Raw genomic sequence first — 14,295 nt, 5'->3', positions numbered from 1 at the left:
CGTTGATAGATTCTTCGACCCCTTTGGTCCGCAAGCCGATGAACGAACGCCGATCCGGGGCTGCCGATGGCGCCTCCGGGCCGGGCCGCGACGCTCGGGCGCCTCCCCAGTACTCGACGAGGGCGCGGAGCATGTCGGCGCGGCTGATCTGTCCGACGAGCCGCCCCTCCGATAGTACTGGAAAACGGCGATGGCTGCTGTCGACGAACCGCTCTGCTGCCGTGACGATGTCGAGCCCCGCCTCCATGGCCGGCCAGGCCGCTAGGCCGGGCGGCAGGCGCAGACGTCGCGTCCTCATGCGTCCGCCTCCAGTTGGTCCAGGACCGCTCGCAGGAGCGGGCGATAGTCCATGCCGCTCGCGCAGAGTGTTGACAGGAGCGCCACGTCCTCTTCGAGCAAGTCGAGCACGCCGAGCTTCAACGCCGTCTCGGCGTCGCCCACGGCGAGCGCGCGCATCAGCGGCACGGCGTGGATGCCCCGCGGCAGCGTGGCGTCGAGTCGGTCGGTGGCGAGGATCGGACGCGGCCGCGCCTGCGCTTGCCGGCCGAGCCAGGTCGCGCCGCCGTCGTGCGGCAGGGGACAAGCCTCGTCCAGCGTCACGACCTGGTCGTCCGGGCCGAGCCAGGCCGCCTCGAGCCCCGCCCCGGGCGGACCGGTGAGGACGCGCACTGCCCCGGTGCCCGACCGCGCCTCGGCGCGCGCGATCTCCTGTAGGTCGGCGCCCAGTCGGAGCGAGACCGCGCGCGGGCGAGCGGCGAGCGGCCCGTCGATCCGCACGACGCGGCGGGGGTCGTAACGCCCGGTCTCGAACAGCCGACCGATGGTAAGAACATCGCTGCAGGAGATTGTCGCGACCATGCCGCCGTCGGCGACGCTGTGATGTCGCCGGAGGTGCGCGGCGGCGAGCGCATCGGCCGGCCGCGGGCCGGAACGGCTGATCCGGATGCGGCCGCCCTCAGCCGCTAGCGCCGGCCCCGCATCCTGGCAGAGCCAGATCGGGCCGTCGGTCAACTCGGCGATGCGCGCGACCGCGTCGGCGAAGCGCGCCGCCTCCGGCGCGACCACCGAGCCGCGGTTGGGCGCAGCCGGCCCCTGGCGCAGCGCCAGCACGAAGATCGCCTCGGGCCGGGCGTTGGGACCGCATTGGTCGATACAAGCCCTCCGACCTGCGCACTGCTCCCGGAACCAAGATGCATCAAGCACGAGACCGGCTTCGACCCTGACTGAGGCGCTGGCGTGATCAATAGTCTCGATGGCTATCATCCTCGATAGTGAGAGGATAACGCTACCAGCGCTCCCCAACACTGCCCCGCCGCACAGGCTGGTGTTGCCGCCCTGCGGGACTATGGTCAGGCCATGCCGTAGGCACAACGCGACGACCCGCGCGACCTCCACAAGTTATTGAAAAAGTGTCTGTTTTCGATGCGTGCGCCTGAACACTTCGACGGTAGTGGCGTTTGCCAGAAGGAACTCATCTCGAAACCTTGCCTGTCGGCGAGGCAGTTCGCAGGATTGGCGGGATGAGTGCACGTTACTGCACCTCGATGAATGACCTTGTTGGGGCCGGCTGCGGACGGTCCGGTTCTCGCGCAAACCTTCAACAATCTGCCTTCAGCTTCAGACGCCATCGCCGCCGCTTAGCAGGCGCGACGCGACCTGTGGATTAAATCAACGCCTCTGACCCCGGATGGAACCTGTTTGCCCCCCCGATCATTACCATTACGGTGTGGCGCGACTACCAGCTATTCCTTGGGGGGTCCTCGATATGGCGGAACTACCGACCTTCCTGACTGGCGGGGGCGAATTAAACAATCTGATGCGCGCTCACGACTGGGCAGGAAACCCTCTTGGTCCTCCGGAGCACTGGCACCAAAGCCTAAAGACGGCCGTCCGGATCATGCTCGCGTCCCGACAGCCGATCTGGATCGGCTGGGGCAAAGAGTTGATCTACCTTTACAACGACCCGTACAAATCGATCATCGGCGGCAAACATCCTTGGGCGCTAGGGCGACCAACCCGAGAGGTTTGGGCCGAAATCTGGCCGGACATCGAACCTCTGCTAGCGACGGCTATGCAGGGTGACGAAGGAACCTACGTGGAAGAACAACTCCTGATCATGGAGCGCAATGGCTACCCTGAGGAAACCTACTACACATTCTCATACAGTCCTATACCAGCCGATGATGGGTCCGCAGGGGGCATCATCTGCGCCAACACCGACGACACCCAGCGCGTCATAGGTGAGCGGCAGATTTCACTGCTAAGGGAAGTGGCAGCGAGAACGGCCGATGTGAGCACGGTGGCCGATGCTTGCCAGCGCAGCGCCGAAGCTTTGTCGACGAACGGCCGGGATATCCCCTTCAGCCTGAAGGGGGAAAATCACGACGGGGCGAATTTGAGGGGTGACAGCATCTTCGCCCCGTCGTGAGATTGCCAACGCTCTTACGCCAATGTTCCCTTTACCCTGAACGACTGCGACCGCGTCGCCCTTGTGCGTCAGTTGGCTCAGCCGAGATAGATGGCCTTCGCCTCGACCGAGGCCGCGGAAGCGGCCGTCTCGATGATGGCCAGCACGTCTGAGTCGCTGGCCTGCTGAACCTCGATCGTGGCGCCCTGGTCAACAAAATTGTAGTTGCCTGAAGTACCATTCAGCATGAGGAAGTCACCGGTCGTCGTCGAGGTGCTGAAATCCTTGATCGTCAGTTCGCCGCCTCCCGTATAGTAGTTGGTATCGTCACTGCCCAGGTAGAAGAAGTCGGTGCCCGAACCGCCATAGGCGACGTCATCGGTGCCTGAGCTCCCCTCTACGTCGACGCCGATGATGATGTCGTCGCCGGCACCCCCGAAAATGGTATCCAGGCTGAGGTTGCCTATAAGCAGGTCGTTGCCGTTGCCGCCGAACAGGACGTCGAGCGAGCTTCCGCCGAACAGCACGTCGTCGCCGTCCTGGCCTTCCTGGACGCTGCGATCGTTGATGCTCTCGATCACGTCATCGCCAGCGCCGCCTCGCATATGGTCGAAGCCGAATGAGCCTGCTCGCAGGAAATCGTTACCTTCGCCACCGTCCAGCACATCAGTACCGTTGCCGGCGATGAGCGTGTCGTTGCCGGCGCCGCCGATGATCTGGTCGTTGCCAGTATTGCCAAGCAACTCGTCGTTTCCCGAGCCGCCGAAGATCGAGTCTCCGCCGATACCACCGTCGGCCCGATCGTCGCCGTCGCCGGCCATGATAAAGTCGTTATCGTCGCCGCCGAAGATCAGGTCGTCGCCACCGCGCCCAAAGAGGTCATCATTGCCGTCGCCCCCATCGATGAGGTCGTTCGTGTCGCTGCCGGTCAGGGTCTGGCTGGACACCGTGCCCGGCATCGCCTGCATCAGCGTCAGTTCGCCGCTTACCGGGTCGCGCATGACCAGTTCGACGATGCCGTCATTGTCGAAATCTCCGGCGTTCTCGAACTGGACGTTGGCAAACGTAGGCACCTCGTAGATGGCGCGGCCGATCTCGGTGGAGCCGTTGGTGAAGACGACCTCGATGCTGCCCGTGTCGCTGCCGGCGGCGTCCCGGTAGAGAAAGTCGGGGTCGCCGTCGCCGTTGAAATCGCCGCTCATGACGAACTCGTTGCCGGCATTGACCGTGAATGTATCTGTGACGGTACGCACGCCACCGGAGTAGCTCGTGATGTCGAACTGGAAGGTGGAGTCATCGAACCAGAGGCTTTTGAACGTGTCGAAGTCCGTCCCGTCGAAGGCGGCGAGCAAGGTATCGTCCGTTGTGTAGCCGGAAGCGAAGCTGCTGGTACCCGGCACTGACGCGCCGTCCATCTCGAAGATCAGCAGGTTGGCGTTGGTGTTGATGAAATAGATGACGTCGTCCATGCCGTCGCCGTTGAGATCGGTCGCCGCGCGGGCGTCGGCGATCGAGGAGGCGGACGCGCTGTTGGTGATCGCACCGGTGCTGCTCAGAAGCACCTTGTTGGTGCCGACAGCCTGATCGCGCAGATAGGGGTCGGCGCGGCCGTCGCCGTCGAAATCACCGACCACGGCGACTTCGTGATCGCTGACCGAGGGCAGAATGTCTGTAGCGACCGTGGAGGTGCCATCCTGCTGCCACAGCACCAGGCTCTGGTCGGCGATGTTCTGCCACAGAATGTCGCCGAAGGGCGCGCCGTTGATGTGCAGCGTCGAGGCGATCTGCCAGGTGCCGTCGGTGAAGTTGGGTGTTGAGACCATGACGTCCTCCTACGGTGGAAATGCACGCCGGAGGACCCCACGCCCCGCGCGGCGCGAAGGCCAGTGTAGCCCCGCAACATCGGATGACGAAGCTCGGGTAGGGCGTGTTCGCGACGTTGACGGACACGAACCCGGGACAAATGCCCGACGGACTGCCAATGACGGTTAGGTTTTGCCGTAATTCTTGAGCGTTCTTCCCCACCGACGAAACCAAATCGTTTCGCCGGTATCGCGGGAGTGCTCGCTGATCCCCTACGCCCGCAATGCGCGCACTCATTCCGAGGCGCAGGTGGCGGAGATCGCGGCATCCATCCGGGAGTTCGGGTGGACCAACCCCATCCTGGTCGACGGCGAGAACGGGGTCGTTGCCGGCCACGGACGGTTGCTGGCAGCGAGAAAGCTCGGCATGGCACGGGTACCGGTCATCGAGCTTGCAGGTCTCAGCGAGGCACAAAGGCGCGCCTACGTCATTGCCGACAACAGGCTGGCCCTCAACGCCGGGTGGGACAACGAGCTGTTGGCGCTGGAGTTCGCCGACCTGGAGAGCCTGGGCTTCGATCTGGCCCTGACCGGTTTCGGCGAGGAGGAGATCGCGGCGCTGACTGCGCGCGGCACGACCGGCCTCACCGATCCGGATGCCATCCCTGCCCCGCCCGCAAAGCCTGCAAGCCGTCGCGGCGATCTCTGGGTCCTCGGCAACCATCGTCTGATCTGCGGTGATGCCACCAGTGAAGCGGACGTCGCCCGCCTGCTGGGTGGCGTCTCCCCTCACCTGCTGGTCACCGATCCCCCCTATGGCGTCAACTACGATCCGGCCTGGCGCGGGAAGCTGCATGGTGCCGAGGGGCTTGCGACCGGCAAGGTGGCCAATGACGACCGCGCCGACTGGCGTGAGGCCTGGGCACTGTTTTCGGGCGATGTCGCCTATGTCTGGCACGGCGCCCTTCACGCCGGGATCGTGGCGGCAAGCCTCGAGGCCTCGGGCTTTGCGATCCGCTCCCAGATCGTGTGGGACAAGACCCGCCTGGTGATCGGCCGCGGGGACTATCACTGGCAACATGAGCCCTGCCAGCCCGCTGGCACCATGGTCCAGAAGGTGATCGAACGCGGCGCCGGTTCGCGCCCTGCCAGGATCGAGGTGACGCCGATCGAGAGCCTGCGCGAAGGCGACTTCGTGGTGTCTTACAATCCTTATGAGAGTGTCGTTCGGCGTCGCGGGCGCAAGATCACCCGCTTTGGCAAGCGTCACTTCGACGGGCTGATGCACACGATCTCTGCCGGCGACCGGGCCACGCGGGCCACACCGGAGCATCGCTTCTCGGTGCGCCTTGATCCGGATGCAGCAGACAAGCAGATCGTCTACCTGATGCGCCGCGGCCCATGGTGGCGGGTAGGACGGGTGAGTCTGTTCAATACACGCGGCTTTGGCCTGTCGACCCGCCTCGCCGACAACAAGGCCGAGGAGGCGTGGATCATCTCGGTGCACGATTCACCCTGTCTCGCTCAATGCGCGGAACAGGTCCTGTCCTGCCGATACGGCATTCCCACCACCCATTGGGAGGTTGACGGATGGGCAAAGGCACCCGAGCGACAGCGTTCTGCCGAGATGATTGCAGACATATATGCCAGCCTTGACCCTGGCGCCCTTGCTGCGCGAGCGACGTTGCTGCTTCGCGATCATCGCCTTGAGCCTGACCACCCGGTGATCACGAGCCGGGAGCGACTGATGTTCTCGCGCAAGGCGACCCGGCTGGTTCGGGCCTGCAACGTGTTTGCGCAGATCATGCAGGTCCCTGCACCCTGCGAAAGAGATCAGTTCACGTGGCTCACCGTCACCGGCAACGATGCTACGCCCTTCAGCGGTCCGGTCTTCTCGATGGACGTGGATCAGGATCTTCACTACGTCGCCGATGGACTGGTGACGCACAATTGCTGGTACGCTGTTCGCAAGGGCAGGAAGGGCCACTGGAGGGGCGACCGCAAGCAGACGACCGTCTGGCAGATACCGCACCGCAAGAACGACAGCGGCCATGGCACTCAGAAGCCGGTTGAGCGCATGCGCCCGACCGATCGAGAACCATTCCTGTCCCGTTCAGGCCGTCTACTAGCCGCTACCGGCGCCGGTACCATCGTCAACGCCGCCGAGATGGGTGGCCCATCCTGGAAGGAAGCGTCTACCGGTTGGCATTCTAGTGAGATAAACGACCTTTAGTCGCAATGCCGTTCGTCGTGTCTGCAGAGCTTCAGCCACAAGACACCCGTTTTTGGCCTCGATAGCATGCGCGGTGCAATCGCGAATGCATTACGTATCAGGTCTTCGCAGGTCCGACACGATCAAGGAGAGCATCGCGCGAACAGCCGACGAGCCCCATCTCGGCTGCGCCTCGTGTCGGGACCTCGCCCCTACTCCGCGCGATTGCGCAGAGTGCGATCAGTGCGTCGGCCACCGGCGTCGCCACACCGGCGATCCGGGCGATCACGGTGAAGGGAACGAGCCCGTGTCCGAAATCCTCGACATAATAGCGGTGATCAAGGCTGTCGGGGGCCTTGATGCTCCGGTTGGCGGCCCCCGAGGCGATCGCGCCGTAGTCGTTAGGGTCGGCATCCGCGGGAACCGTACCGAGCGCGCGCATTTCTCCGATGACGGTGGGAAGCGTATGCCCGAGGGCAGTCGCGACTGCGATCCGCTCAGCATCGAGCGCGCGCATGACATGCATGACACCCGGCGTCATGCCCTGGACGTAGAAGGTGAAGTCTCCGCCGGTTGCCTCAGTCCAGGACGCGCCGAGCATGGCGCCGGGAGGATGGACGATCATATTGACGTTGCTCAGCCCGGTGGCGATCACGTCGCCGCTGTCATAGGCACCGGGAAAGAGCGCGCAGGCCAGTTCAAGCGCGGCGCGACCCGACGGCAGCGACGCCGCGCGCAACGCCTTTGCCCGCCCGGTGACATTGACGGTGTCCGGCTGCGGCTTGCGCGCGACATAGGCGAGCGTGGAGAATTCGGCGACTGGGGGAAACTCGTCACTGACGGTGCGGTAGGCGGTCTCGAATTCGAAGACGCCGCCGGTATGGCCGGGATTAAGAATTATCGGGCGGGTAGCGCCCCATTCCGCCTCCGCCAGCGCACGGGCAACCGCGCCGTGCGCGTAGACGGGCAAGGCCACGACCGCGGCTTCGACATCCGCGATCGCCGCTGCAAGGTCGCTGCCAAGGCCGTACGGACGCAGCCGACCCTCGCCAAGCACGCCTGCAAAGCCGATACCATCGCGCGAGAACGGCTCCAGTGTCGAAGCCGACCTGGCGTAAAGGCGGACTTCATGCCCCGCCAAGCTCAGCTCGACGGCGGCGGCCGCACCGCCGTTTCCCGCGCCGATTACCAAAATACGCATTCTCATCTCCCGCTTGGCTGCACCTAGCCGCCCAGGCGCTCGCGCAGGCGTGAGAGGCCAGCCACCGCCTCTTCGATATCATTGACCGCAAATCCATCGGCGATCTCGGCGCTATGGGGCCGGATCATCTCTCTGGCCTTTTGTGAATAGACGACTCGGCCGTCACGGATGCTGACGCCGTCCTTGTCCTCGAATTGCAGGTTCCAGGCGACTGCCTCGTCGCGGCTGATACCGGCGGGAAGGTCCAGCCGGACACCCGAGGCGTCGACGGCGACCGGGTATCCGCCCGGCAGACCGGCAGGGCCCGGCACATGCGCGCGGCGCCCGCCCTCGCCGGCCAAGGCAAGCAGTACCGGCACTGCGCTGGCCCCCGAAATCAGGTTGAGGTCGCGATAGGGAAGCTGGATGTCGCGCGTCATCGCTTCGACCTCGCCGATTTCGGTGTCGCCAATCCAAGCGCGAACCGGTGCGCCGTCGCGCTGACCAGGCGGCTTGCGCCACTCGACAATGTGGCGGTGATGACCAAGAACCCTTAGCGCGGCCCGATCGGCGTGCGACAGGCGCCCGCCGATCATAGCCGAGAAAATTCCGACGTTGCCCACGCCGGTGGTCATCGGCATCCCGGCTGAGGCGAGAACCTGATTGACGCCGTCGGGATAGCAGGTGTTGACGAAATGCGCATGCAGTCCGGCTTGCTTGAGCGCGCCGGCAGTGCGCCAGGCCAACAGCGCATGAAAGGCAATGGTCATGCCGAAACCGGCTCGGGCAACGAGGTCGGACCATTCGCTTTCGCCGTTATCGACGCTCCACGGCGATTGCGCCGACGCCGATTGGACGACCACTTTGGGATTGAGCACGCTCAACGGTTCGATCAAGGTGTCGCGCGCGGTCGCATCAAGTCGCACACTGTCGAACGAAACGGGCGTGCCGTAGATCGTCGCCCGCGCTCGGCAGGCATCGACCAGCCAATTCATACGGTCAGGATTGCGCCCACCGATCGTCACGCGGAGATCGGTCGTGGCCGTCGCGGCGAGGTCGGCCAACATGATTTCGGTGAAATAGCCGGTCCCGCAAAACAGAATGTCGCAGCGCTGATGCCGCTCCATGATCGCTGCCTCCAGATTAGTCGATACGGATAAGCGTGTCGGTGTTTGTGTAGTCGGACAAAAGGGTCGCGCCATCGGCCGTCACGTGCAGCACGTCCTTGTTCTGGACGCCGAAGCCGTAACCGGTGCGGTAGCACAACGGCTCGAAGCCAAGCACCATATCTTCCTCGATCGGCGCATCGCCGCCCGGCTCGCCCAGAATCGGCGTCTCGCCGATATAAGGGTCCTCGTGCAGATGCAGACCGATACCATGGCCCACGAAGGAGATCGGCGGCAGGTTCATGGTCTCCAGCCGCGCGATGAAGTCCCGGTAAACGTCGAGGCAACTCGCACCCGGCCTGATCCGGTCGAGGATCGCGTATTTGCACTCGACCATCAGGCGCCAAATCTCCTCCGCCATCGGCGGAGCCTCCTGAACGTAGGCGGTCCGACACACGCCGGCCTGATAACCGCCAATGACCGAAAATATCTCGACCCGGCAAACGTCGCCGCGCTGAAGTTTTCGGGCGGTGGGGCCGACATTCGGGAGTTGGCTACGTTCGCCGGTCGCCACGATCAACAGCTTGAAATTTTCCGCACCAAGCTCATAGATGCGCCGGGTGAGGACGGCAGCGATGTCGAGTTCCGTGTCGCCGCCACGCACGGCGGCCAGGCTTTCGGAGATCGCCTGATCGGCGATGCGCGACAGACGTCTGATCAGCTCCACCTCGCCAGGAGTCTTGATCTGACGCAAGCGCGATAGATCTTTTTCCACACCGACCAGGCTGGCATGCGGCAAGAAACCGGTAAGTCGGGCGAAATCGCTGGCGGCAATGTAATCGAGTTCGAGTCCGAGACGTGCCCTGGCGAGCCCCATACCCGCTAGTGTGGAGGCCAGCACCTGCATCGGATCGTCGCTGAACTCCCGCCACACACTGAGCGGGCTGTCGGGCGCCTCGCGCTTGACGGTCGATTCCTCCATGTCGACGCAGAAAAGTCCGGGCGCGCCGCCGGACGGCACAATCGCCATGGCGTGGCGATGGCGCATCAGCGGCTGGGAGGGCGGGATGAAGCCGGCGACATAGCCGAAATTCTCCGGCGAACTGGTGATGATGGCGTCGAGCGAGCGGACCTTCATCAGACCCTGGAGCTTGTCGAGAATAGCTTGGCGCATGCGAAATGACCTCAGGAAGCGACGCGGTAGGTATCGATCTTGTTCATGTCGACCTCGACGCCCATTCCGGGACCAGTCGGCACGCGAATGCCGCCATCGGTGAACTCGAGCGGCGTGGCGAGCAGATCGTCGGCGTAATAGATGCCACCGATGCGGCCATTCTGGTGCTCGGCCGGCATCGAGACCGGGATGACGTTGGAGAGCGTCGCGGCCGGCGCGGCAGCGGCGAGATGAATGTTGGCGAGGTTGCCGACGCCGGTTTCGACCGAACCGTTGACGTTGCACGCAATGCCCGCCGCTTCGCAGACCGCCGAGACCTTCATCGCCTGATAAAGCCCGCCCGGCTTGGTGGTGTAGATCGAGATGATCTGCGCCGCACGCTGTTCAACGATCTGGAGCGCGTCATGCGCGTTCCACGCAGATTCGTCGGCCATGACCGGCGCGTCGATCGCTGCCGCGACGGTTGCCAGACGCTCGATCCCCATGACCGGCTGCTCGACATAAATTAGCCGGCTCGCCTCCATGCGGCGCACGGTCTGGATAGCCTGGCCGGGCGTTGCGTAACCCTCGTTGGCGTCCACACACAGCGCGATGTCCGGGCCAACGGCCGCACGGATTGCCTCGACGGTCTTGACATCGCGATCGGGATCGACTCCGACCTTGATCTTGATGGTGCGGACACCGTCGGCGACGACCTTCTTCACCTCCGCCACCGCCTCATCAACAGCCAGCAGGCCGATCGAATGGGTAACGGGTACGACGGGCCGCAACAAACCACCCAGCAACGCGTGCACAGGTACGCCGAGCACGCGGCCGGTCAGGTCGTAATAAGCGAAGTCGAGCGCCGCCTTGGCGTAGGGATAGCCCTTGACCTGGGCATCCATGCGTCGATGGAGCTCGGCAGGGTTCGCAATCGCTAGGCCGATCACGGCCGGGGCCAGATAGCGCGAAATCACAGTCTCGACGATCGCCGTGCTCTCGCTGAAGTAGCGGCCGAATTCGCCGCCCCAATCCCTGAGCGCGGGCGCCTCGCCCCAACCGACGGTGCCGTCGCTGCCGGTCATGCGCACCAGAAGATACTGGCCGATCGGCTCGGTCAGCCCGGTCCATTTATGCACACGCCGGGTCGGCAGGCGCACAAGCACCATCTCAATTGCCGCGATCTCCACCATCACCGAAAACTCCTCAAATTATGATCTCATAATGTGATCACAGGCGGAATGTCAACGTGCTCCGACAAAAAACGGCCGTTGTTCGTCAGGCGTTTTGCGTGCGGGTGATTCTGCGTCGCAGGCCCGCAATTAGAGGAAAGAAAATGATGATGGCCGTTACCGCCAGCATCAGCGCGCAGATCGGGCGCGTAAGAAACACGCTCCAGTCGCCGTATACGATCATGGTGCGTCGCAGGTTCTCTTCCAGCACCGGCCCCAGAACGAGACCGAACATGACCGGAGCCGTCGGCACGCCGAACTTCGCCAGCAGGTAGCCGACACAGCCGAAGAAGATCATCAAAAGCACGTCGAACAGCGAGTTCTGAACCGCGTAGGACCCGGTCACGCACAGGATGAGGACACCGACAAGCAGGATGCGCGGGGGAACACTCAACAACCGCGCGAAGACCCGCATCAAGGGCAGCGCCAGCAGGAAGGTCACCAGTACGGTGAGCGTCAGAGCGACATAGATCGAGGCGATGAAGTCGGGATGTTCGACGAAGAGGTCCGGCCCAGGCCGCAAGCCGTGGACCAGTAGCGCGCCGATCAGGACGGCGGTCATCGTATCGCCTGGAATGCCGAGCGTGATTAGCGGAATGAGCGCACCGCCGACACAGGCATTGTTGCCCGCCTCGGCCGCAACGATGCCGCGCGGATTGCCATCGCCAAAGGTCTCGCGCCGGCCAAAGAGCTTCTTTTCCTGAGCATAGGAGATTGATACCGCCACCGCCGAGCCGGCGGCGGGAATGATCCCGACCAGCAGGCCGATTGTAGAGGACCGGATCGCGGTGCCGAATTTGGCGGCGATCTGACCGAACGATGGCCAGAGATTAGCAATACGGCTGGCGCTGCGATCGCTATCAAGCGGCTTTTCCAGCAGCCGCAAGACTTCGGCCAGGCCGAAAATCCCGACCGCGAACGGGATAATATTGATGCCGCCCTGCAGACGATGGATTCCAAAATCGAAGCGCGACAGATTTGTCACCACGTCGAGGCCGACCATGCCGAGTACGAGGCCGAGGATGCCCGACATTATGCCGAGATAAGTCGAGCCTGGCGACGCATAGGCCAGCATCGACAAGCCGAAGACCATGATGACCGCATACTCCGGACTTTGGAAGGCAAACGCCGCCTTGGCCAGGATCGGCGCGAACAGCATGAGACCAACAATGCCGAACAAACCCCCGATCGTGGAGGCCACCAGCGCGTAGGTCAGCGCTTGGCCGGCATCACCGCGCCGGGCCATAGGATAACCATCGAGTTGGGTAACCATCGAGCCCGGCGTTCCGGGGATGTTGATCAGGATAGCCGAGATCGAACCACCATAAACACTGCCGTAGAAGGCGCCGATCAGGAAGATCATCGCCACATGCGGCGACATGGAGAAGGAAAATGGTAACAACACCGCCAGCGTCATCGTGGAACTGATGCCGGGCAACGCGCCGAGAATGATGCCGAGCAACGTCGCACAAACGCCGAGCCCGAGCAGCGTGGGACTGGTGAGAACCTCCAGCGCAAATGTTGAAAATTCTGTCAGCATGGTGCTTTCACGGGAGTGGCACCTGGATGCCGTGACGGAAAATCAGATAGACGCCGACGGCGAGAGCTGCACCCTCAGCAGGCAACTGGAAAACATGGCGCGAACGCACCCCGTTGGCTGAACGCCAATGCAGGACGGCAACCCAGACAACGCCAAAAGTGATGCTAGCGGCCAGGAAACCGAACGGTCTTAGCGCGGCCTGGTAGACCACCAGCGACGCCAGCATCAATGCCGGTACCCACAACCGCGCGAGCGAAAACTCGCCGTTGGCTACGCCGAAACCGCCAGCAACGACAGCGCGGCGCAAAACGGAAAGCATATGGACAATGCCGCCGACCAGCAGGACGGTGAGCGCAATCCAAGGCACGAACCCCGGCCCCGGATCGGACCCGCTGCGTCCAAGTTCGAGATATTCGTTGTTGGCAAGGCTCGTCATGCCCACCAGCGCAATTCCAGCAAAGGCGACCCCTGCGAGGAGTTCGGTGAACTCCGGGCGACGATCTCCGTCGCCGCCCGCAGCCTGGCCCGCTTTGTATCGGGGCGCCGGTTTTCCGGTTGCTTCGGTCCGGCTCATTTCTGCCGGACTTTTACGAGGCCGGCCTCCAGCAGTACCGGATACATGTCCTCGTCCATCTTTTTCAGGAAGGCGGTCGCGTCTGCCGACCCCAACGGCGCAATCGAAAAGCCGGCCGCGGTCGCCCGTTTCTTGAAGTCCTCATCGCTAAGGGCCGTCATGATTGCGGCTTCCAGCTTCGCGACTACATCGTCCGGCGTCTGGGCCGGGACGACGATGGCGCGAACCGTACCGGTCACCAGCGGGAAGCCGGCTTCCGTGAACGTGGGAATGTCTGGCGCCATAAAATGCCTCTCGGCACCGGCCACGGCCAGGATCGTCACCTCGCCAGCCTTGTGCTGGGCGATTAGATCGGTGACCGAGGGCGTGGCAGTCTGGGTCTCGCCAGACAAGATGGCCTGCACCACCGGCGCCGACCCCTGATAGGGCACGAGCGTCAGGTCGATGCCGAGGGCGATTTCCATCAGCGAAGCCGCCACGAAGGCCGTGCCGCCGGGCTGGTCGTTGGCATTGCGCAGCTTGCCTGGCTCCGCCTTACCTTCGGCGACCAGCTGCTCGAGCGTCTTGATACCGGTGTCCCTGCCGGCCGCAATGATCGCGGGATCGACGCCGATGAAGGCGACAACTTTATACTGGTCCAGCGTTGGCGAATTGGGATTGCCGTATTGTTCGGCAATGAAACCGGTGGCGACCATGCTCATGGTGTAGCCGTCGGGTGGGCTCTCGGCGACTTCGCGCAGGCCGAGTGAACCGCCGGCGCCGGGCTTGTTCACGACCACCACGGGCTGACCGAGCGAGCTAGTCGCGCCTTCCGCGATCATGCGCATCAAGGTGTCGCTACCGCCACCGGCCGGCCACGGCACGACAAGCGTGACGGGCTTGTCTGGGAACGCGGCGGCGGTGCCGGCTCCGGCCAGGCCGAGCAAGGCTACCGACAGCGCAAGCGCCGCAAGTTTTTTCAGTCTCATCAGATGTTCTCCCATTTTGACCATCTATTAGGAATAGCATTTTATGATTGCATTTTGTGATGACACTTTTCGTTTTGCAAGCGTAAAAATTCGCCGCGCTCGGTTGAATCAGCTGCGACGC

The 14,295-nt window shown here is 63.5% G+C and carries 10 protein-coding genes and 3 pseudogenes; 2 read left to right on the top strand and 11 right to left on the bottom strand.

Annotated features, from left to right (window positions below):
* Positions 1-127: 127 nt before the first annotated feature.
* The 3 genes and pseudogenes from FQ775_RS24110 to FQ775_RS23915 all read right to left on the bottom strand — a co-directional run.
* A pseudogene (locus tag FQ775_RS24110) lies at positions 128-247 on the bottom strand (CBS domain-containing protein); the annotation flags it as partial.
* Positions 248-294: 47 nt separating this feature from the next.
* Positions 295-1,203: a hypothetical protein gene (locus FQ775_RS07720; RefSeq protein ID WP_246730356.1), complete on the bottom strand. Its 909-nt coding sequence runs from the start codon at positions 1,201-1,203 to the stop codon at positions 295-297.
* Positions 1,204-1,254: 51 nt separating this feature from the next.
* Positions 1,255-1,395 (bottom strand): annotated as a pseudogene (locus FQ775_RS23915) (FAD-binding protein); the annotation flags it as partial.
* Between the two features lie 370 nt (positions 1,396-1,765).
* Here FQ775_RS23915 and FQ775_RS07710 point away from each other — a divergent pair.
* Positions 1,766-2,368, top strand: a pseudogene (locus FQ775_RS07710) (PAS domain-containing protein); the annotation flags it as partial.
* Between the two features lie 137 nt (positions 2,369-2,505).
* On the opposite strand, the gene FQ775_RS07705 reads toward FQ775_RS07710, so the two are convergent.
* Entirely contained in the window at positions 2,506-4,230 is a 1,725-nt protein-coding gene (locus FQ775_RS07705; protein ID WP_167812819.1) for a calcium-binding protein, read from the bottom strand.
* A 184-nt stretch (positions 4,231-4,414) separates the two neighbouring features.
* Between FQ775_RS07705 and FQ775_RS23770 the strand changes: the two genes are divergently transcribed.
* Complete coding sequence (locus FQ775_RS23770) at positions 4,415-6,442, top strand: ParB N-terminal domain-containing protein (RefSeq protein ID WP_206064847.1); 2,028 nt, start codon at positions 4,415-4,417, stop codon at positions 6,440-6,442.
* Between the two features lie 97 nt (positions 6,443-6,539).
* Here the strand turns inward: FQ775_RS23770 and FQ775_RS07690 are convergent, their stop codons facing one another.
* The 7 genes from FQ775_RS07690 to FQ775_RS07660 all read right to left on the bottom strand — a co-directional run bounded on the left by FQ775_RS07690 (position 6,540) and on the right by FQ775_RS07660 (position 14,189).
* The gene (locus tag FQ775_RS07690; RefSeq protein ID WP_146298240.1) at positions 6,540-7,622 is read right to left on the bottom strand and encodes an NAD/NADP octopine/nopaline dehydrogenase family protein; all 1,083 of its coding nucleotides are present in this window, start codon (positions 7,620-7,622) and stop codon (positions 6,540-6,542) included.
* 23 nt (positions 7,623-7,645) lie between these two features.
* The gene (locus FQ775_RS07685) at positions 7,646-8,665 is read right to left on the bottom strand and encodes a hypothetical protein (protein ID WP_146298241.1); all 1,020 of its coding nucleotides are present in this window, start codon (positions 8,663-8,665) and stop codon (positions 7,646-7,648) included.
* A 79-nt stretch (positions 8,666-8,744) separates the two neighbouring features.
* Positions 8,745-9,881, bottom strand: a complete 1,137-nt coding sequence (locus FQ775_RS07680) for a M24 family metallopeptidase (RefSeq protein ID WP_146298242.1) — start codon at positions 9,879-9,881, stop codon at positions 8,745-8,747.
* Between the two features lie 11 nt (positions 9,882-9,892).
* Complete coding sequence (locus FQ775_RS07675; protein ID WP_146301823.1) at positions 9,893-11,053, bottom strand: mandelate racemase/muconate lactonizing enzyme family protein; 1,161 nt, start codon at positions 11,051-11,053, stop codon at positions 9,893-9,895.
* Positions 11,054-11,138: 85 nt separating this feature from the next.
* Positions 11,139-12,632, bottom strand: coding sequence for a tripartite tricarboxylate transporter permease (locus FQ775_RS07670; RefSeq protein WP_246730295.1), 1,494 nt, complete (start codon positions 12,630-12,632; stop codon positions 11,139-11,141).
* Positions 12,633-12,639: 7 nt separating this feature from the next.
* Complete coding sequence (locus FQ775_RS07665; protein WP_146298243.1) at positions 12,640-13,206, bottom strand: tripartite tricarboxylate transporter TctB family protein; 567 nt, start codon at positions 13,204-13,206, stop codon at positions 12,640-12,642.
* Positions 13,203-14,189 (bottom strand): tripartite tricarboxylate transporter substrate binding protein, encoded by a 987-nt coding sequence (locus FQ775_RS07660; protein ID WP_167812817.1) that lies wholly within the window; start codon positions 14,187-14,189, stop codon positions 13,203-13,205. The genes FQ775_RS07665 and FQ775_RS07660 overlap by 4 nt, the downstream gene beginning before the upstream one ends.
* Positions 14,190-14,295: the final 106 nt, after the last annotated feature.

Origin of the sequence: Nitratireductor mangrovi, from assembly GCF_007922615.2 — a bacterium.
Lineage (GTDB): Bacteria > Pseudomonadota > Alphaproteobacteria > Rhizobiales > Rhizobiaceae > Mangrovimarina > Mangrovimarina mangrovi.
Note: the sequence above shows the minus strand (reverse complement) of the source record. Positions and strands in the feature narration are given on the sequence as shown.